An 18,737-nucleotide genomic window follows, 5' to 3' on the forward strand; every position below is an offset into this window, starting at 1 on the left:
TGCTCCCCGACAAGCGCTATTTACGCCCCGGTTTTCCGTCGTGAGATCCAAAAAACTGCGGCGGATGGTCGACCCAACGATCCTCACGCGTGGCGGCATAAACCGGATTAAGCGGATAATAAATACGATTGTATTTTTTGTTCGCCTCACCCACGACCAGCAGACGTACCTCTTCACTGGTGTTATTGATAAAGGTGTGACACACGCCGGTGCCCGCCGGGAAACCGACGCTGTTGCCCGGTTCCAGCTTCCATAAATAACCGTTAATCCAGGCCTCAGGATATCCTTCCAGCACATAGATAAACTCTTCCTCATCGCTTTCAGCGTGCGGATACGAGGTGCGTCGGCCCGGCGGCAGGCGCTCATGATGAATGCCGAGTCGCCCTAACCCCAGCTTGCGGGCAAGCGGCGCACCTATGGAAAACAGCTCATCGCTGTCGGGATAGGTGGAGTCATCAGCCCCCTCAACTTCACGCCAGTGACGAATACAATCGGGTCTTTTCATGATTATTTTCCAGTATTGCGATGGCTCAGGTATAGCACACCGTGGTGGATCTCGGTGTTTTAAACAGAACATGTTAAAGTAAGGGATTAACCTTGCACGCAAATCGAGGCGCCAAATGGACAAAACCACCACGCAGGAGTTATTGGCTCAAGCTGAAAAACTCTGTGCGCAACGCAACGTACGGCTTACGCCACAACGCCTCGAAGTGCTGCGCCTGATGAGCCTGCAGGAAGGCGCAATCAGCGCTTACGACCTACTTGACCTGTTGCGAGAAACCGAGCCGCAGGCCAAGCCGCCGACCGTGTATCGTGCGCTCGATTTTCTGCTGGAACAAGGGTTTGTGCACAAGGTGGAATCCACCAACAGCTATGTGCTTTGCCATCTGTTCGATCAGCCAACTCACAGTTCCGCAATGTTCATTTGCGACCGCTGTGGTGTGGTAAAAGAAGAGTGCGCGGAAGGCGTGGAAGACATCATGCATACGCTGGCAGCAAAAATGGGTTTTGCCCTGCGACATAACGTTATTGAAGCCCATGGACTGTGCCCGGCCTGTGTGGAGGTTGAGTCATGTCGTCACCCTGGCGAATGCCAGCATGACCATACGATTCAGGTGAAGAAGAAAGTTGGGCGTTAAGCGGGTGGGAGAGCGTACATCCTTGTACTCTCAGGAGGGAAGGGTTAATTACCAGCGGTAATCATTACGTTTTTCCCAATCGGTCACTTCTTTCTCCGCCTGATCTTTCGCGTAACCGTAACGCTCCTGGACTTTACCGACCAGTTGGTCACGTTTACCTTCAATGACCGTCATATCATCATCGGTCAGTTTGCCCCATTGCTCTTTCACTTTACCTTTAAACTGCTTCCAGTTACCGCCGACTTCGTCTTTATTCATCATCAAGTCCTCATCGTTAGGTTGTGAATAGCGAGAGTGCCATGTCCAGACACATGCTGTTTTTGCTGGACGTGAGAATAAGTGTAGTCAGGGATTCTGGGTTTTATTTATTATTCGGAATTTTTAACCATCCGCTCAGGCAAACCAGGTTCCATTACGCCAGTGACGCCGCCAGATAAAGGCCAGGGAAAGCCCACGCAACGCGAGAAAAACGGTTAACGCCAGCCACAAACCATGATTTCCCAGCAACGGTAAAGCCAGTAGCGTTAATGCGAACCCTGCTGCGGCAACGGCCATACTGTTGCGCATTTCTGCAGCTCGTGTCGCTCCAATAAACATACCGTCGAGCAGATAACACCACACTCCCACCAGCGGCAAAACCACCTGCCAGAAAAGATAGCGATCGGCCAAAAGTTGGATTTGCGGCAGCGAGGTCAGCAGCGCAACAATCTGCTCGCCAAACAGGGCATAAACCAGCGAAAACAGAATAGCCACAATACCGGACTGTCGACAGGCCGCCCGCCAGACATCAAGCAACTGGCTGCCATCCCTCGCCCCATAGGCCTGACCCGAATGCGCTTCCACAGCATAGGCAAATCCATCCAGCGCGTAGGCGGTAAACGTCAGCAGAGTCATCAGAACGGCGTTAACCGCGATGATGTCGCCTCCCAAACGCGCGCCCAGAACCGTAATGGCCCCAAAGCAGAGCTGTAACAGCAGCGAACGCAGCATGATGTCGCGGTTGAGCGCCAGCAAACGACGGAAGTTGCCACGCCACGCCAGCTTCAACATTGCCAGCGAAATTCCACGCATATGCAGGACTTTGCGTACCATCATCAGGCCAATCAGCAGCGTGGCATATTCGGCAATCACCGTCGCTAACGCCGCTCCCTGCACGTTCATATGCAGGCCCATTACCAGCCATAAATCGAGCACAATGTTGAGAATATTGCCGACAATCAACAGGATAACTGGCGCGCGCGCATACTGAACGCCAAGCAACCAGCCGAGCAGCACCAGATTCGCCAGCGATGCGGGTGCGCTTAACCAGCGGATTTCCAGGAAACGTCGGGCCTGCTCCAGTACCGCCTCACTTCCGCCGACAATGTGCAGAGCCAGCTCGATAATCGGCGTCCGAAACAGTGCGATAAGCAGCCCCGCCCCCAGCGCCAGCAATAGCGGCTGCACCAACGCGCGCGCCAGCGCCTGCGGATTTTTCGCGCCAAATGCCTGCGCGGTAAGGCCGGTGGTACTCATGCGCAAAAAAAGTAGCAGCATAAAGAGAAAGCTGGTCGCCGTGGCGCCAACAGCAACGCCGCCAAGATAGACCGGACTGTCCAGATGACCAATCACCGCGGTATCCACCAGTCCCAACAGGGGAACGGTGATATTGGAGAAGATCATCGGTAAGGCGAGGTGCCAGAGTGCTTTATCAGAAGAGGTAAAGAAAGGCATACAGGAGAGCCTGAGAAGAAGTTAGATGTACTGAAAAAAGATGCTGTGTAGGCCCGGTAAGCGTAGCGCCACCGGGCAAGTTGCCGGATAACGATGTAAACGTCTTATCCGGCCTACAGGGAATCAACAGAAAATTACAGCCATTCACCGTTACGAATGACGCCTACCGCCAACCCTTCAATAGTGAAGTTTTGCTCGCGTAGGTCGACAACAATAGGTTTAAATTCGCTGTTTTCAGGCAGGAGTTCAACCTTGTTGCCCTGCTTTTTCAGGCGCTTGACGGTGACTTCGTCGTCGATACGGGCAACAACGACCTGACCGTTACGCACATCCTGAGTTTTATGCACAGCCAGTAAATCACCGTCCATAATACCGATGTCTTTCATCGACATACCGCTAACGCGCAGCAGAAAATCGGCGTTCGGTTTGAACAGTGAAGGATCGACCTGATAATGGCCTTCGATGTGCTGCTGCGCCAGCAGTGGCTCGCCTGCCGCTACGCGTCCGACAAGCGGTAACCCTTCTTCTTCTTCCTGCAGTAGTCGAATACCGCGCGATGCGCCGGATACAATTTCAAGGACGCCTTTACGCGCAAGCGCTTTCAGGTGTTCTTCAGCGGCGTTTGGGGAACGGAACCCCAAACGCTGCGCGATCTCCGCACGCGTCGGTGGCATACCTGTCTGGCTGATGTGATCCCTAATGAGATCAAACACCTCTTGCTGCCTGGCCGTTAACGCTTTCATTCCGCCCCCTGGGTGTATATACAGTTATGCTGTGAGTATATACAGCTAAAGGTGATTTTGGAACCGCAAACTGCACAAAAAACAGGAGATTTATGCAGTTGTGGAATCTTTATCGCAAATGCGACCACAACAGGATGCCCCAGGTGATCAGAGCGACAAAAATAGACAGCAATACCGCTGCCGAGCCCATATCTTTCGCCCGACCGGAAAGTTCGTGATACTCAGAGCCAATACGGTCAACCACCGCCTCAATCGCACTGTTGAGGATTTCAACGATCATCACCAGCATCACGGAACCAATCAACAGCACGCGGGTAATGGCGTCAACGTCCAGCCAGCAGGCGATGGCTACGCCCAACAGTACGGCAACGCTTTCCTGGCGGAATGCCGCCTCATTGATCCATGCGGCGCGAAAACCTTTCCAGGAATAGCCTGCAGCTTTGATAATTCGGGTGAATCCAGTGGTATTATTGGCCATCAAAAAGAACCTTTTTACATTATTAGCGTCAATGTCATTGTAACGTTACCCCGTTTGTTTCAGGGTGTGGCAAAGCAGCGCGAAGTATGACCGGATACACCAGAAATTCACTAAACTTTCTGATATCCTTGCAGCGCATTTGCATTATTAACCAGAGGCTTTACATCGTTTATGTCCGGCTGGCCACGAATTTACTACAAATTACTGAATTTACCATTAAGCGTCCTGGTAAAAAGCAAGTCTATTCCGGCAGAACCTGCCCCGGAATTGGGGCTCGATACTTCGCGTCCCATTATGTACGTCCTACCGTACAATTCAAAAGCAGACTTGCTGACGCTGCGTGCCCAATGTCTGGTGCACGATCTCCCGGATCCCCTGGAACCGCTGGAGATAGACGGAACTCTGCTGCCGCGCTACGTGTTTATTCACGGCGGCCCGCGCGTGTTCACCTATTACACGCCGAAAGAAGAGTCCATTAAGCTGTTCCATAACTATCTCGACTTGCATCGCAGCAATCCAGACCTGGATGTGCAAATGGTGCCGGTTTCGGTGATGTTTGGCCGCGCGCCTGGGCGTGAAAAAGGCGAGGTCAATCCGCCGCTGCGCATGCTGAACGGCGTACAGAAATTCTTTGCTGTGTCCTGGCTGGGTCGCGACAGTTTTGTCCGCTTCTCCCCGTCGGTCTCCCTGCGTCGCATGGCGGACGAACACGGTACGGATAAAATCATCGCTCAGAAGCTGGCTCGCGTGGCGCGCATGCACTTTGCTCGTCAGCGTCTGGCCGCAGTCGGCCCGCGCCTCCCTGCCCGCCAGGACCTGTTCAATAAACTGCTGGCCTCAAAAGCTATCGCTCGCGCGGTAGAAGATGAAGCGCGCAGTAAAAAAATCTCCCACGAAAAAGCGCAGCAAAATGCCATTGCGCTGATGGAAGAGATTGCCGCTAACTTCTCATACGAGATGATTCGTCTGACAGACCGTATTCTGGGCTTTACCTGGAACCGTCTGTATCAGGGGATTAACGTTCACAATGCGGAGCGTGTACGTCAGTTGGCGCACGATGGGCACGAAATCGTCTATGTTCCGTGCCACCGCAGCCATATGGACTATATGCTGCTGTCGTACGTTCTGTACCACCAGGGGCTGGTTCCGCCGCACATCGCTGCCGGTATCAACCTGAACTTCTGGCCAGCAGGTCCGATTTTCCGTCGTCTGGGCGCGTTCTTTATTCGTCGTACCTTCAAGGGCAACAAGCTCTATTCCACCGTTTTCCGCGAATACCTGGGCGAGTTGTTCAGCCGCGGCTACTCGGTTGAATACTTTGTCGAAGGAGGCCGTTCACGTACCGGGCGTCTGCTCGACCCGAAAACCGGCACGCTGTCGATGACCATTCAGGCGATGCTGCGCGGCGGTACGCGTCCGATTACCCTCGTACCCATCTACATCGGCTACGAGCACGTAATGGAAGTGGGCACGTACGCGAAAGAGCTGCGTGGCGCGACGAAAGAGAAAGAGAGTTTGCCGCAAATGCTGCGTGGCTTGAGCAAGCTGCGTAATCTGGGTCAGGGGTATGTCAACTTTGGCGAACCGATGCCATTGATGACTTACCTCAACCAGCATGTACCGGAGTGGCGTGAATCGATCGATCCTATCGAGTCCATCCGCCCAGCCTGGCTGACGCCGACGGTGAATAGCATTGCCGCCGATCTGATGGTACGCATTAACAATGCAGGCGCGGCCAATGCCATGAACCTGTGCTGTACCGCGCTGTTGGCCTCCCGCCAGCGCTCTCTGACCCGTGAGCAACTGACTGAACAGCTCGACTGCTATCTGAGTCTGCTGCGCAACGTGCCGTATGCGGCAGATTGTACGGTTCCTGCGCAGAGCGCCAGTGAATTGATCGACCACGCCTTACAGATGAATAAGTTTGAGGTCGAGAAAGACACCATCGGTGACATCATCATTCTGCCGCGCGAGCAGGCGGTATTGATGACGTATTACCGCAACAACATTGCGCATATGCTGGTTCTGCCTTCGTTAATGGCAGCCATTGTGACTCAGCATCGTCGTATTTCTCGCGCCGCGCTACAGCAGCATATTGATGCGCTGTACCCGATGCTGAAAGCAGAGCTGTTCTTACGTTGGGAGCGTGATGAACTCGCCGGAGTGATTGACGAACTGGCCAGCGAAATGCAGCGCCAGGGACTCATCACCCTGAACGATGACGAACTGCATATCAATCCGGCCCGCTCCCGTACGCTACAGCTGTTGGCGGCGGGTGCTCGCGAGACGTTGCAACGCTACGCCATTACCTTCTGGCTGCTGAGCGCGAACCCGTCTATCAACCGTGGCACGCTGGAGAAAGAGAGCCGCACCGTGGCGCAACGCCTCTCCGTACTGCACGGCATTAACGCGCCGGAATTCTTCGATAAAGCCGTGTTCAGCTCTCTGGTGCTGACGCTGCGTGACGAGGGATTCATCAGCGATACCGGAGATGCCGAACCGGAAGAGACGATGAAGATCTATCAGATGTTGGCCGAACTGGTCACGTCAGATGTGCGTCTGACCATCGAGAGCGCCACACAGGGCGAGTAAGCATAAAAAAACCGGTCGAAATGAAATGACCGGTTTTTTATTTTGCAGGCTAAGCCAAACTCAAAAATGCCAGTAGCTCATCGCCAGCCCTAAGAACAGCACCAGACCGACGTAGTTATTGTTCATAAACGCTTTAAAACAGGCATCACGCTCGCGATTGACGATCAGTTTCTGCTGATATACAAACAGCGCGCCGGCCACCAGCAGAGACCAGTAATAACCCAGTCCCAGCCCATTTAGCCAACCCACCAGCGCCATCAGCACCAGTACGCCCACCTGCAGGATACCAATGATCAGCTTGTCGTTTTGACCGAACAGAATCGCGGTCGATTTAATGCCGATCTTCAGGTCATCATCGCGGTCAACCATCGCATACTGCGTGTCGTAGGCCACCGCCCAGAGAATATTGGCGAGGAACATCAGCCAGCAGCTCAGCGGTACGGACTCGCTCACGGCGGCGAACGCCATCGGGATCGACCAGCCAAACGCCGCCCCCAGCACCACCTGCGGCAGGTGCGTATAGCGTTTCATGAACGGGTAAACCCACGCCAGCGCTAACGCCGCAACGGACAACAAAATGGTCATCGTGTTGAGCGTCAAAACCAGCAGGAAGGCCAGCAGTACCAATACGACGAACAGCGTTCGGGCCTCTTTTTCAGTGACGGCCCCGCTTGGCAGCGGTCGATTTGCGGTGCGTTTAACGTGTCCGTCAAATTTCCTGTCGGCATAATCATTCACCACGCAGCCGGCGGCGCGCATTAACCAAACGCCAGCGACAAAAACCGCCAGGATCCACAATTGTGGCATGCCTGGGGTTGCCACCCACAATGCCCACAGCGTAGGCCAGAGCAGCAGTAAGGCACCGATTGGCTTATCCGTACGCATCAAGCGGTGAAATGCCAGCAGCTTATTCTGCGTCAGACTCCACTCCATCTTTATCTTCCTCTCAGTACAACGGCGATGCAGGTAGAAAAAGCTCGGTAAGCATCAGCGGCTTACCGCTCAGCCGCAGGCGGGAACGGCGCCCCCACAGCGCTGCATCGCGGCCAATCTCAATAAAATCTCGGGTCAATGTCGATGATGTAAACAGGTAACGTCCGAGCGGGGTTTTCCCCAGATTTTGTAAGGCCAGCTCAGGGCCGCACAAGGTTGATTCAGGCACCACGGTCCGCCCGGCAAGCCAGGGTTCACCATCCGCGCATAACAGGATCTCACGTAACCAATAACGGGACTCTTTAGGCAGCAGCGGCAGCTCTTCAGGCACCTCATTTTGCCCAACGAATGCTTCGCGAATCAACGTTACGGTGACCTGTTTTCCCTGCTGCTCAAAACGTTTAGTCATGGAATCTTCCAGTAACAACCAGTCGAGCAGTTGGGCGTCCAGCGCCGGGATCGCATCAAAATAACGCAGCGCACGCAGTTGCGTTAACGCAGGGTGTGGCATGCCTTACTCTCCGATTTATAACTTGAAGGCATTGTATCGCAGAAAATGCATTACGGGGTGAGCAAACACAATTAAGTGATCGCCAGAGCAACATAAGTGTAACAATTAGCACCGAAGGATAAAAAAAGGTGCGCCAGGAGACGCACCAGTTGTTGCAAAATCAACAATGCGGGGCGATGTTTACCCCTTGCCTTTTACACTGCTGATAAAGGTGGATCGGGCAGATTTGGATCCCAGACGCTCAGCTTCATCAAGCAGCTTCAGCGCTTTATCGACATCGCCTTTCGCAACAGCATCCTTAATGCCCTGGTTAAAATAACTTTCCGTGTCGTTCAGCATCGGCTCACTTTTCTTCACCGGTTGTGGCGCTGGAGCCGCAACGGCTGCTGCCGGAGCCGCATAGGTCACAGCTGGCGCGGCGGTATTGCCCACCGTGACAGGACCAGGGCCGGATGAGCCAAACAGCGGCCCGACCAGAACACTGGAGGAGGAGCTGGTTTTGACTTTCAGTTTCAGTAAACCGTCGGTGGTATGACGGGCGATCGGGTCTGGAATATCCGGAATAGCGTTACCTACGCCCTTGGCATAGGCTTTTGCCGGGTCAAGCAGGGTTGTGGTCTGCTGGAGATCTTTATCAGTGGTAAAGACCAAAACATAGAGTTTTTGCTGACCCAGCGCTGGCGTCAGACGCATTACCCCTTCCAGACGATCGGCACTCATCACTCCGGGCTCCTGGTAGGTAAAATAGCTGCTGGGGAAGAACGCAGATGGCGTCATGTTTTGGTCAAGAATTAATACGTTTGGCGCAAATACGCTGGTTTGTTTATTCACTTCACTGGACAGCGTCAGAGTGAGCTCGCCAATATTCGCCGGGACGCTATACGCAGCGACCGGGCCAGTAATACCGGCGACATCCAGACGCTGACCCGCTGTCGCAAGCGGCGAAGACTGGGTTTTGGATTGATCAACAGGCGTCCAGGTTAACTGCTGCAGCGCCGCAGTGGGAATAGATGGGGCCGCGGTGGTGTTCTGCGGAACAATATTCACATCGGCCAGGCTGATGCCAGGTGCGCTGGCAAATAACCCTGCAGATAAACAAAGGGCAACGAGACTTTTCTTCATTTTCATTGTTATCACCTCAGATAGCATGGGTTCAGCGGTGGCCAGGCAATAGCGCGCTAAACCGTAATCAAGAGGGGCTTGCGCCCCTCTTTCGGTCTTTACGTCAGGTTAGTGCTGAATTACCACCAGATTTCCATCTGGGCACCGAAGGACCACTCATCGCTGTCGCCACGGCTGGTTGTGCTGAGGCCAGAGTTCGTTGCCGCTGCGAATTTGGTTACGTCGTTACCATTTTTGATGTAACCCCACTCTTCATCCCATTTTGCATAGGTTGCGAAGACGCGGATTGCCGGACGAGACCAGATGCTGTCACCCGCCTGCCATTGTTGGGCCAGGGTGATTTTATACTGGCTGTTGCGATCGCTGGTCTGCTGAGATTTGACGTTGTCGTAACCGACTTCCAGCAGGGTGCTCATGATTGGCGTCCATTTATACATCGGGCGAATACCAACGGTGTACCATTCGGTCCCCAGGTCGTTATCCATGTCGAGGTTCTGGTACATACCGACGTACATCAGGTCCCACTTATCGCCCAGGGAGATTGCACCGTGGTCCAGCACGCGGAACAGGCTACCGTTGTTATTCACAACGTTGTTGGCATAGTTGGTTTTAACGCCAGTAACGGGATCTTCAATGGTCGTAGTGGAAGAACCATAAGAACCCTGGTTCAGGCCTTTGCCCTGGGTGGTCATGGAATCTGTGGCGTACTGAACGACAAACTTGTTGTAGCCCTTCAGCATGCTCTGGGTATGTTCAGCGGTGAACATCCAACCATCTTTAGATGCGCCGTCCGCCAGCCTGTAATCGTCGGTGGTATTCGCGCGGCCATAGTCAACGCCCAGTTCCAACATCCCATCCGGGTTAGTTGCCAACTGCGCTAAACGAACGTCAAATACATCGTTCGCGGTGTCTTTGGTACGATCATAGATATTCTGGCTGCTGAAAGCGTATGAACCACCCGCTTCCTGTGAACGGCTCGCTGCCAAAGACAGTTTACCGAAGCCCAGATCGATGTTTTCAATACCGGCGCCAGGACCTGAAATATCCCAGTAGTAGAAGTCGATCATGTGTACGTCATGACGCTGGTAGAAGCGCTTACCGGCCCAGATAGTGGAGCCTGGCAGCCATTCGATCAGGTTTTTACCCTGCACGTTTGCTTCACGGAATGCCGGGTCTGTGCCTTCCCAGTCATTCTGCTGTGCGACGGAGTGTCAAGGCTCAATTGAAATGTCCGTTATCCAGCTCAATTAAAATGACCACTTTGATCTCTCATTCTCTTTACTGATAGACTTTCCTCCGACTGAAACAACAGGATGATTGAGCCCATGCTTCGATACGAGTTAACGCCGAACAATGCAGGTTTTATACTGTGGGGAGATTCAGAAGCCCTGAATGAATTACATGAACTCATTCATTACATCGTGGATGAAAGCCCACTGATTAAAGTTAAAGACGGATTTATGTTATCCCTTGCCTATGATATTCGTAAAGCACGGGAAGGTAATCGTCGTGTTGAGCAACATCAGTATGATCAACATGATACATATAAGCTTTATGGTGTTGAGCTTTTATGGCCTCTGGTCCTGGTACAGTCCTCAATACTCAGAAACTCAATGGGTTATATTCAGACAGACAAAAACCAGCTGTCTGTCATGTATGCCTTTGAATACCTGATAGAATCAGCATTAACAGAGTCTGAGAGAACAACGTCGAATGATATTATGCTAACAGTAAAATATGCATCAGACTCTGATTTTAATTTCATTGAGGATAATATTGACAGCAGGTGCTGCTATTTTATCAGCCTATCTCCGGAGCAAAGAAAAAAGCAGTTAATCAGTATTGTTCGTTCTTTTCATTCATTATGGGGTAAGTATGCCCGTGAAAAGCAGGACATAAAGATGCTGAACGAAATGAATAATACATCATGGGTCTGGCCGGACAATATCAACTGGTGAGCAACCACTGTCCGGCCAGTGAGTACCATCAGCGGGCTCTTTTACCAAAAATGTCCTCTGAACGTGACTGAAGCTGTTTGAGTGCTTCGAGCATGTCATCATTATCCAGTGAGCGCTGGGATTTCTTCCCTTCCTGCTTTGGCCGTCGTCGGGAAGGGCCATCTCCAGCGGGAATTGACTGAGAGCGCGTGTTATCCCGCTTGCTCTGCACCAGACTGATAAACTCCAGGGTTCGGCCAAGACGCTTGTTATCGACAATCGCGCCCTGGTCGATTTCTGACAGTCGGTCGTAGGTAGAGTAGGGAAGTAGCGTACCGTTCAGGCGCAGCTCTTTTCTGCCATCAGGATAGTGATACACATCGATATATTTACCTATTGCACGGCGACTCAGTTCGCTGTCTTCAATCAGGTACAACATTTTATCATATTGTATCGTCAACGATTTTGAGACTTTACGTTTTTCACGAACAGTGAAAATAAGCCCCAGGTCCTCATCATGTTCTACAGCACGGTGTACGTCAAAATCATGTCGCGGTACTTTGCCAAAACGGCGGTTATAGTCAGCCATATAGGCCTCAGCGAAGTCATTTGCAGCCTCCATTGAACAAATGCCCTGTAACCGCAGCTCTTTGACCAGACGATCCTGTAAAGTGAGGTGAGCTCGTTCTACACGCCCTTTGGCGGGACTGGTTTCTGCACAGATAGTCTGGATGTTCAGTTCATGCATGGCTCGCCCAAACTGAGTATGCCCGTCTCCGCCTGTGGCGTGTTTATTGTTAACACGAAAAACACCGGCTTTATCGCTGTACAGTGCCAGCGGTTTACCATGCTTATCGATATAGCGCCGCGTGGCTTCGAAGTAAGAAAACGTGGACTCCGATTTAACAAACAACAGTTCCATCAGTTTGCTGGTTGCATCATCAACATAGACCAGCGCGGTGCAGGCCGGGCCACGGCCTTCAAACCAGTCGTGATCACAGCCATCTATTTGTATCAGCTCACCAGTACACGGACGCCGGTACCGTGGTTGAGGGATCCTTGCGGCACGTTGTTTACGGGGAACCCATAAGCCAGCCCGCACCATGATGCGCCGGACAGTTTCTTTGCCAAGAAACAGTCCGTGGAGTTCTTCGAGCTTTTCACGCGCCAGAGTCGGACCGAAATCAGCATAACGCGTCTTGATCAGTTCCAGAGCCTGATCTGCGAGCCCGGGTGGCAACTGGCGGTTACCACGCATGCCACATCGTCTGCTGGCCATACCAAGCGGTCCGCCTTCACGGTAACGGGCAAGAAGTCTGCGGCATTGCCTGTCGCTGATACCGAGGTGCTCGGCCGCACGGCGCGTTGTGATGCGACGTTCAATGACGTCCTGTATAATCTTGATCCGGTTGATCTCTTTCAAAGTAAACACTCCTGAGCTTTCTGCGCTCATGATATGCCTCCCGGTAGTTTAAACGGACCAGTGAAGCTTACCATAGCGCGGACATCTGAATTGAGCCACAGGCGGACATTACTATTGAGCCATTACACGGAGTAAGCAACGTTGGTGTCGAAGTAGAAGCTCTTATCGCCTTCTTTCCACACTTCCTGACCTAATTTGATTTCCGCATAGGTTTCACATTCGTTACCGAGACGGTATTTACTTTGTGCACCGGTTGCCTGGAAACACTGTTGTTCACCGCCACTCCCTGTCCAGCCAATACCGGAACGAGCGTAACCGTGGAAATCTACAGCCATTGCCTGAACAGACATAATGCCTGCTGCTACAGCAACCGCCAGAGGGAGTTTGCGCAGAGTAATCATCGTTCTATCTCCTGAGATCATTGCTTTTCTTTAAACGCGTCCCCCTTCGGGCTGCCTCTTTGTTGGCTGCGTTCTTTCACCCCAGTCGCGTACTCTTTGTACACTCCCGGGGATTCATTTACTTGCCGCCTCGATGTAGCTTCGAATGGCTTTGCGTTTCGTTTTTTATGGGGACCTTAAACGCCCGGCTCTTGATGCAACCGACGACATGCAGTGCCATCCTCACGGAACAGATGGCAACGCTCTGGCGGCAGGCCGATGGCGAATGTGGCACCCTCTTCTACCAACACCACGTCGTTCTGGCGGTAAACCAGGTTTTGACGGATGGCGGGGATCTGGATATGAATTTGAGTTTCGTGACCAAGCTGCTCGACCACCTGCACTTCACCTTCGAGGGTGACATCGGCGATATCGCTGGGCAGCAGATGTTCCGGGCGGATACCTAAAGACATGTTGGCACCAACCTGTACCGCATGGCTGTCCACTGGTAGCCATATTTGCTGGCGGTTGGGCAGTTCAACCTGCACCTGATCGATGGCCGTCCCGGTGACTTTCACCGGCAGGAAGTTCATCTTCGGCGAACCAATAAAGCCCGCCACAAAGCGGTCAGCCGGATAGTGGTATAGCTCCAGCGGTTTGCCGACCTGCGCCACGCGACCAGCATCCAGCACCACAATTTTGTCGGCCAGCGTCATCGCTTCGACCTGATCGTGGGTGACGTAAATCATCGTGCGGCCAAGACGTTTATGCAGACGGGAGATTTCAATACGCATTTGCACACGCAGAGCGGCGTCGAGGTTCGACAGCGGTTCATCCAGCAGGAATACGCGCGGCTCGGCGACCAGCGTTCGGCCAATCGCCACACGCTGACGTTGCCCGCCGGAAAGCGCTTTCGGTTTACGCTCCAGCAGGTGCGCAAGTTGCAGAACTTCCGCGACCTGATTCACGCGCTGATTCATCACCTCTTTTTTTGCGCCAGCCAGTTTGAGGCCAAACGACATGTTTTCTGCGACGGATAAATGGGGATACAACGCGTAGGACTGAAAGACCATGCCCACGCCGCGTTCGGCGGGGGGAATGTCGTTCATCCGGGTCTCCCCGATAAACAGGTCGCCACTGGTGATGGTTTCAAGTCCGGCGATCATACGCAGCAAGGTCGACTTACCGCAGCCTGACGGTCCGACAAACACCACGAATTCCCCTTCGTGAATGTCGAGATTGATATCTTTCGATACCACCACGTCACCCCAGGCTTTCGTTACATTTCGCAGCTGTACGCTCGCCATGCCCTTCTCCCTTCGTTACAACCTGTCATCGACAGCAACATTCATGATGGGCTGACTATGCGTGATCCCTTGACTGCGTGAATCCTCCACCCCCGGCTTTTTTATGGGGGAGGAGGCGGGAGGATGAGAGAACAGCGTCTGAGACCCGGGCCGTACGCCGCGGAGGAATTTCGTGATGCAGCCTGCAAAAATCAGTGGGTTTTTATGTGCGCCAGTACGCAATACTCACATTTATGTAACACAGATCACATAAAGAGCGGGTGGGGCGTAGGGGTAAGGAGGATGGAAAGAGGTTGTCGTATAAAGAAACTAGTAACCGTTAAGCCACCTCTGCAAAATCACCAAACAGGATGGGAACTATGAAAATCAAAACTGGCGCACGCATCCTCGCATTGTCTGCATTAACGACGATGATGTTTTCCGCCTCGGCTCTCGCCAAGATTGAAGAAGGTAAGCTGGTTATCTGGATTAACGGCGACAAAGGCTATAACGGCCTCGCTGAAGTGGGCAAAAAATTCGAGAAAGACACTGGTATCAAAGTCACCATTGAGCACCCGGACAAACTGGAAGAGAAGTTCCCACAGGTTGCCGCGACTGGCGATGGCCCGGACATCATCTTCTGGGCACATGACCGTTTTGGCGGCTACGCTCAGTCTGGCCTGTTGGCTGAAATCACCCCAGATAAAGCGTTCCAGGACAAACTCTATCCGTTCACCTGGGATGCCGTACGCTATAACGGCAAACTGATTGCCTACCCGATCGCGGTTGAAGCGCTGTCGCTGATTTACAACAAAGACCTCGTTCCTAACCCGCCAAAAACCTGGGAAGAAATTCCTGCGCTGGATAAAGAACTGAAGGCGAAAGGGAAATCCGCGCTGATGTTCAACCTGCAAGAACCGTACTTCACCTGGCCGCTGATTGCCGCCGACGGCGGTTACGCGTTCAAGTTTGAAAACGGCAAGTACGACGTGAAAGACGTGGGCGTGGACAACGCGGGCGCAAAAGCGGGTCTGACCTTCCTAGTTGATCTGATCAAGAACAAACACATGAACGCGGATACCGATTACTCCATCGCCGAAGCGGCCTTTAACAAAGGTGACACCGCGATGACCATCAACGGTCCGTGGGCGTGGTCCAACATCGATAAGAGCAAGGTGAATTACGGCGTTGCCCTGCTGCCAACCTTCAAGGGTAAACCGTCCAAACCGTTCGTGGGCGTTCTGAGCGCAGGTATCAACGCTGCCAGCCCGAACAAAGAACTGGCAAAAGAGTTCCTCGAAAACTACCTGCTGACCGATCAGGGTCTGGATGAAGTGAATAAGGACAAACCGCTGGGCGCGGTTGCACTGAAATCCTTCCAGGATCAGTTAGCGAAAGACCCGCGTATCGCGGCCACCATGGATAACGCCCAGAAAGGCGAGATCATGCCGAACATCCCGCAGATGTCCGCATTCTGGTATGCCGTTCGTACCGCAGTGATCAACGCTGCCAGCGGCCGTCAGACCGTCGATGCCGCGCTGAAAGATGCACAAGGTCGTATCTCCAAGTAATACGGTTTCCCTTATTTCTTAGGGAATCAGGTTTATTGAATACGTTGTTACGCGAAATCATTCGCGCTACATCGAGGCGGCAAGGAGGCAAATCCCCAGGAGCTTACATAAGTAAGTGACTGGGGTGAGCTTCCGCAGCCAACAAAGAGGTAGTGCGAAGGATAAAGCGTAAAGAGGATTGATCCCCATGGATGTCATTAAAAAGAAACACTGGTGGCAAAGCGACCGGCTGAAATGGTCAGTGATGGGTCTGCTTGGGCTGCTGGTCGGTTACCTTGTTGTTTTGATGTATGCTCAGGGGGAGTACCTGTTTGCCATCATGACGCTGATTTTAAGCTCTGCTGGCCTGTATATTTTTGCTAACCGTAAAGCCTACGCCTGGCGCTATGTTTACCCAGGCGTTGCCGGGATGGGGCTGTTTGTCCTGTTTCCGCTAATTTGTACTATCGCAATTGCCTTTACCAACTACAGCAGCACCAACCAACTGACCTTTGAACGTGCTCAGGAAGTCCTGATGGACCGTTCTTATCAGGCGGGGAAAACCTACAACTTCGGCCTGTATCCGGCGGGTACGGAGTGGCAACTGGCCCTCACCGACGGTGAAACTGGCAAGAATTATCTCTCCGACGCCTTTAAATTTGGCGGCGAACAGAAACTGCAGTTGAAAGAAGCCGAGGCGCTGCCAGCGGGCGAACGTGCGACGCTGCGAATCATCACGCAAAATCGCCAGGCGTTAACCCAACTCACCGCCATCCTGCCAGATGAAAGCAAAGTGATTATGAGTTCACTGCGCCAGTTTTCCGGCACGCAGCCACTCTATACGCTCGCTGATGACGGCACGCTTACCAACAGCCAAAGCGGCGTAAAATACCGCGCCAACAACGATATTGGTTATTATCAGGCAATTAACGCTGACGGTAGCTGGGGTAACGAAAAAATCAGCCCAGGCTATACCGTTGCCATCGGTTGGGACAACTTCGCCCGCGTATTTACCGACGAAGGCATTCAGAAACCGTTCTTCGCCATCTTTGTCTGGACGGTGGTCTTCTCCGTTCTGACCGTGATCCTCACCGTGGCCGTGGGGATGGTACTGGCCTGTCTCGTACAGTGGGAGTCTCTCAAAGGCAAAGCGATTTACCGTGTCCTGCTGATTCTGCCGTATGCCGTACCGTCGTTTATTTCGATTCTGATTTTCAAAGGGCTGTTCAACCAGAGCTTCGGTGAAATCAACATGATGCTGAGCGCGCTGTTTGGCATCAAACCGGCCTGGTTCAGCGACCCAACCACCGCGCGTTCGATGATTATTATCGTCAACACCTGGCTTGGTTACCCGTACATGATGATCCTGTGCATGGGTCTGCTTAAAGCGATCCCTGACGACCTGTATGAAGCGTCGGCGATGGATGGTGCAGGTCCGTTCCAGAACTTCTTTAAGATTACGTTGCCGCTGCTGATTAAGCCGCTGACGCCGCTGATGATCGCCAGTTTCGCCTTTAACTTTAACAACTTCGTGCTGATTCAACTGTTGACCAACGGTGGTCCAGACCGTCTTGGTACCACCACGCCAGCAGGCTATACCGACCTGCTCGTGAGCTACACCTACCGTATCGCCTTCGAAGGCGGCGGTGGTCAGGACTTCGGTCTGGCGGCGGCGATTGCCACGCTGATCTTCCTGCTGGTCGGTGCGCTGGCCATCGTGAACCTGAAAGCCACGCGTATGAAGTTTGATTAAGGGAGACAACGAACATGGCTATGGTACAACCCAAATCTCAGAAACTGCGTCTCTTAACAACGCACTTGCTGCTGCTGATTTTCATTGCAGCGATCATGTTCCCGCTGCTGATGGTTATCGCTATCTCGCTGCGTGAAGGTAACTTTGCCACCGGCAGCCTGATCCCGGAAAACATCTCCTGGGAACACTGGAAACTGGCGCTGGGCTTTAGCGTTGAGCATGCGGATGGCCGCGTGACGCCGCCGCCGTTCCCGGTGCTGTTATGGCTGTGGAACTCGGTAAAAGTAGCCACCATTACCGCGATCGGTATCGTGACGCTTTCCACCACCTGCGCTTACGCCTTTGCCCGTATGCGCTTCCCGGGCAAAGCAACCCTGCTGAAAGGGATGCTGATATTCCAGATGTTCCCGGCGGTGCTGTCTCTGGTCGCGTTGTATGCTTTGTTTGACCGCCTGGGCCAGTACATTCCGTTTATTGGTCTGAACACTCACGGTGGCGTGATCTTCGCCTATCTCGGCGGTATTGCGCTGCATGTGTGGACGATTAAGGGCTATTTCGAAACCATCGACGGTTCGCTGGAAGAAGCGGCCGCGCTGGATGGCGCAACGCCATGGCAGGCATTCCGCCTGGTGTTGCTACCGCTTTCCGTTCCGATTCTGGCGGTCGTGTTTATTCTGTCTTTCATTGCCGCGATTACCGAAGTACCGGTCGCATCACTGCTGCTGCGTGATGTGAACAGCTATACCCTTGCGGTAGGTATGCAGCAGTACCTCAATCCACAGAACTATTTGTGGGGCGACTTTGCCGCCGCAGCTGTACTTTCAGCCATTCCGATCACTCTGGTGTTCCTGCTGGCACAGCGCTGGCTGGTCAACGGACTGACGGCGGGTGGTGTGAAAGGTTAAGTTTTACCGAAGTAACTGCCCGGCAACGGGCAATGCCACTGTAACCCTCAACTTATGTTATCCCAACCTGTGACTGTTATTCGGCGCTCTCCGGAGCGCCCTTTTTTTATGTTATTTTGCATTACGCTTACGATTATTTCCTTTCGTGCCCCCATCACTGCAATTCAATTTTTCGCCTGAAACTCGACAAATTAAACAGAATTAGTTTGGCGCAGGCGTTATCGCCATCGGCGTGATCAACCTTAGCTTTACCGTATTGGCGATCATGACGG

At 52.9% G+C, this 18,737-nt stretch carries 16 protein-coding genes and 2 pseudogenes; 6 read left to right on the forward strand and 12 right to left on the reverse strand.

Translation table 11 applies throughout. From position 1 onward, the window contains the following. Positions 1–16: 16 nt before the first annotated feature. Complete coding sequence (locus HV350_RS23020; RefSeq protein ID WP_131347390.1) at positions 17–505, reverse strand: cupin domain-containing protein; 489 nt, start codon at positions 503–505, stop codon at positions 17–19. 115 nt (positions 506–620) lie between these two features. Between HV350_RS23020 and zur the strand changes: the two genes are divergently transcribed. Beyond that, positions 621–1,139, forward strand: a complete 519-nt coding sequence (gene zur, locus HV350_RS23025) for a zinc uptake transcriptional repressor Zur (RefSeq protein WP_003031709.1) — start codon at positions 621–623, stop codon at positions 1,137–1,139. Positions 1,140–1,187: 48 nt separating this feature from the next. On the opposite strand, the gene HV350_RS23030 is transcribed toward zur, so the two are convergent. The 4 genes from HV350_RS23030 to HV350_RS23045 form a co-directional block, all read right to left on the reverse strand. Continuing rightward, positions 1,188–1,397 (reverse strand): CsbD family protein, encoded by a 210-nt coding sequence (locus HV350_RS23030; protein ID WP_019077869.1) that lies wholly within the window; start codon positions 1,395–1,397, stop codon positions 1,188–1,190. Between the two features lie 135 nt (positions 1,398–1,532). Next, entirely contained in the window at positions 1,533–2,852 is a 1,320-nt protein-coding gene (gene dinF, locus HV350_RS23035) for an MATE family efflux transporter DinF (protein WP_047357732.1), read from the reverse strand. A 134-nt stretch (positions 2,853–2,986) separates the two neighbouring features. Further along, on the reverse strand, positions 2,987–3,595 hold the full coding sequence (gene lexA / locus HV350_RS23040) for a transcriptional repressor LexA (RefSeq protein ID WP_003826596.1): 609 nt from the start codon (positions 3,593–3,595) through the stop codon (positions 2,987–2,989). A gap of 109 nt (positions 3,596–3,704) precedes the next feature. Next, a complete protein-coding gene (locus HV350_RS23045) occupies positions 3,705–4,073 on the reverse strand; it encodes a diacylglycerol kinase (protein WP_003826594.1) in 369 nt (122 codons plus the stop codon). 171 nt (positions 4,074–4,244) lie between these two features. Between HV350_RS23045 and plsB the strand changes: the two genes are divergently transcribed. Beyond that, positions 4,245–6,665: a glycerol-3-phosphate 1-O-acyltransferase PlsB gene (gene plsB / locus HV350_RS23050; RefSeq protein WP_153647050.1), complete on the forward strand. Its 2,421-nt coding sequence runs from the start codon at positions 4,245–4,247 to the stop codon at positions 6,663–6,665. A gap of 60 nt (positions 6,666–6,725) precedes the next feature. On the opposite strand, the gene ubiA is transcribed toward plsB, so the two are convergent. From ubiA to HV350_RS23070, 4 genes and pseudogenes are all read right to left on the reverse strand, one after another. Further along, positions 6,726–7,598: a 4-hydroxybenzoate octaprenyltransferase gene (gene ubiA / locus HV350_RS23055; protein WP_003826589.1), complete on the reverse strand. Its 873-nt coding sequence runs from the start codon at positions 7,596–7,598 to the stop codon at positions 6,726–6,728. Positions 7,599–7,611: 13 nt separating this feature from the next. Then, positions 7,612–8,109: a chorismate lyase gene (gene ubiC / locus HV350_RS23060; RefSeq protein WP_016155346.1), complete on the reverse strand. Its 498-nt coding sequence runs from the start codon at positions 8,107–8,109 to the stop codon at positions 7,612–7,614. 180 nt (positions 8,110–8,289) lie between these two features. Then, positions 8,290–9,237 carry a maltose operon protein MalM gene (gene malM / locus HV350_RS23065; protein ID WP_016155345.1) on the reverse strand — a complete coding sequence of 316 codons (948 nt, stop codon included), beginning with the start codon at positions 9,235–9,237 and terminating at the stop codon, positions 8,290–8,292. 113 nt (positions 9,238–9,350) lie between these two features. Then, positions 9,351–10,526 (reverse strand): annotated as a pseudogene (locus HV350_RS23070) (maltoporin); the annotation flags it as partial. Between the two features lie 30 nt (positions 10,527–10,556). Between HV350_RS23070 and HV350_RS23075 the strand changes: the two are divergent. Further along, positions 10,557–11,189: a hypothetical protein gene (locus tag HV350_RS23075; protein ID WP_001567369.1), complete on the forward strand. Its 633-nt coding sequence runs from the start codon at positions 10,557–10,559 to the stop codon at positions 11,187–11,189. A 28-nt stretch (positions 11,190–11,217) separates the two neighbouring features. On the opposite strand, the gene HV350_RS23080 is transcribed toward HV350_RS23075, so the two are convergent. The 3 genes and pseudogenes from HV350_RS23080 to malK all read right to left on the reverse strand — a co-directional run bounded on the left by HV350_RS23080 (position 11,218) and on the right by malK (position 14,278). Beyond that, positions 11,218–12,621, reverse strand: coding sequence for an ISNCY-like element ISKpn21 family transposase (locus tag HV350_RS23080; protein WP_001567368.1), 1,404 nt, complete (start codon positions 12,619–12,621; stop codon positions 11,218–11,220). Positions 12,622–12,716: 95 nt separating this feature from the next. Then, a pseudogene (locus HV350_RS23085) lies at positions 12,717–13,013 on the reverse strand (carbohydrate porin); the annotation flags it as partial. A gap of 155 nt (positions 13,014–13,168) precedes the next feature. After that, positions 13,169–14,278 (reverse strand): maltose/maltodextrin ABC transporter ATP-binding protein MalK, encoded by a 1,110-nt coding sequence (malK, locus tag HV350_RS23090; protein ID WP_016155343.1) that lies wholly within the window; start codon positions 14,276–14,278, stop codon positions 13,169–13,171. Positions 14,279–14,637: 359 nt separating this feature from the next. On the opposite strand from malK, the gene malE reads away from it, so the two are divergent. The 3 genes from malE to malG all read left to right on the forward strand — a co-directional run bounded on the left by malE (position 14,638) and on the right by malG (position 18,465). Beyond that, on the forward strand, positions 14,638–15,828 hold the full coding sequence (malE, locus tag HV350_RS23095) for a maltose/maltodextrin ABC transporter substrate-binding protein MalE (protein ID WP_181629390.1): 1,191 nt from the start codon (positions 14,638–14,640) through the stop codon (positions 15,826–15,828). Positions 15,829–16,015: 187 nt separating this feature from the next. After that, a complete protein-coding gene (malF, locus tag HV350_RS23100) occupies positions 16,016–17,560 on the forward strand; it encodes a maltose ABC transporter permease MalF (protein ID WP_181629392.1) in 1,545 nt (514 codons plus the stop codon). A 14-nt stretch (positions 17,561–17,574) separates the two neighbouring features. Further along, positions 17,575–18,465: a maltose ABC transporter permease MalG gene (gene malG / locus HV350_RS23105; RefSeq protein ID WP_016155340.1), complete on the forward strand. Its 891-nt coding sequence runs from the start codon at positions 17,575–17,577 to the stop codon at positions 18,463–18,465. Positions 18,466–18,737 lie beyond the last annotated feature (272 nt).

This window comes from Citrobacter sp. RHBSTW-01013 (assembly GCF_013781985.1).
Lineage (GTDB): Bacteria > Pseudomonadota > Gammaproteobacteria > Enterobacterales > Enterobacteriaceae > Citrobacter > Citrobacter braakii.

Bases quoted from the DNA above. Each gene is read 5' to 3' on its own strand.
- dinF (WP_047357732.1), bottom strand. From the start codon at position 2,852: ATGCCTTTCTTTACCTCTTCTGATAAAGCACTCTGGCACCTCGCCTTA.
- HV350_RS23075 (WP_001567369.1), top strand. From the start codon at position 10,557: ATGCTTCGATACGAGTTAACGCCGAACAATGCAGGTTTTATACTGTGG.
- lexA (WP_003826596.1), bottom strand. From the start codon at position 3,595: ATGAAAGCGTTAACGGCCAGGCAGCAAGAGGTGTTTGATCTCATTAGG.
- malM (WP_016155345.1), bottom strand. From the start codon at position 9,237: ATGAAAATGAAGAAAAGTCTCGTTGCCCTTTGTTTATCTGCAGGGTTA.
- ubiC (WP_016155346.1), bottom strand. From the start codon at position 8,109: ATGCCACACCCTGCGTTAACGCAACTGCGTGCGCTGCGTTATTTTGAT.
- zur (WP_003031709.1), top strand. From the start codon at position 621: ATGGACAAAACCACCACGCAGGAGTTATTGGCTCAAGCTGAAAAACTC.
- HV350_RS23045 (WP_003826594.1), bottom strand. From the start codon at position 4,073: ATGGCCAATAATACCACTGGATTCACCCGAATTATCAAAGCTGCAGGC.
- plsB (WP_153647050.1), top strand. From the start codon at position 4,245: ATGTCCGGCTGGCCACGAATTTACTACAAATTACTGAATTTACCATTA.
- ubiA (WP_003826589.1), bottom strand. From the start codon at position 7,598: ATGGAGTGGAGTCTGACGCAGAATAAGCTGCTGGCATTTCACCGCTTG.
- HV350_RS23020 (WP_131347390.1), bottom strand. From the start codon at position 505: ATGAAAAGACCCGATTGTATTCGTCACTGGCGTGAAGTTGAGGGGGCT.
- malG (WP_016155340.1), top strand. From the start codon at position 17,575: ATGGCTATGGTACAACCCAAATCTCAGAAACTGCGTCTCTTAACAACG.
- HV350_RS23080 (WP_001567368.1), bottom strand. From the start codon at position 12,621: ATGAGCGCAGAAAGCTCAGGAGTGTTTACTTTGAAAGAGATCAACCGG.
- malE (WP_181629390.1), top strand. From the start codon at position 14,638: ATGAAAATCAAAACTGGCGCACGCATCCTCGCATTGTCTGCATTAACG.
- HV350_RS23030 (WP_019077869.1), bottom strand. From the start codon at position 1,397: ATGAATAAAGACGAAGTCGGCGGTAACTGGAAGCAGTTTAAAGGTAAA.
- malK (WP_016155343.1), bottom strand. From the start codon at position 14,278: ATGGCGAGCGTACAGCTGCGAAATGTAACGAAAGCCTGGGGTGACGTG.
- malF (WP_181629392.1), top strand. From the start codon at position 16,016: ATGGATGTCATTAAAAAGAAACACTGGTGGCAAAGCGACCGGCTGAAA.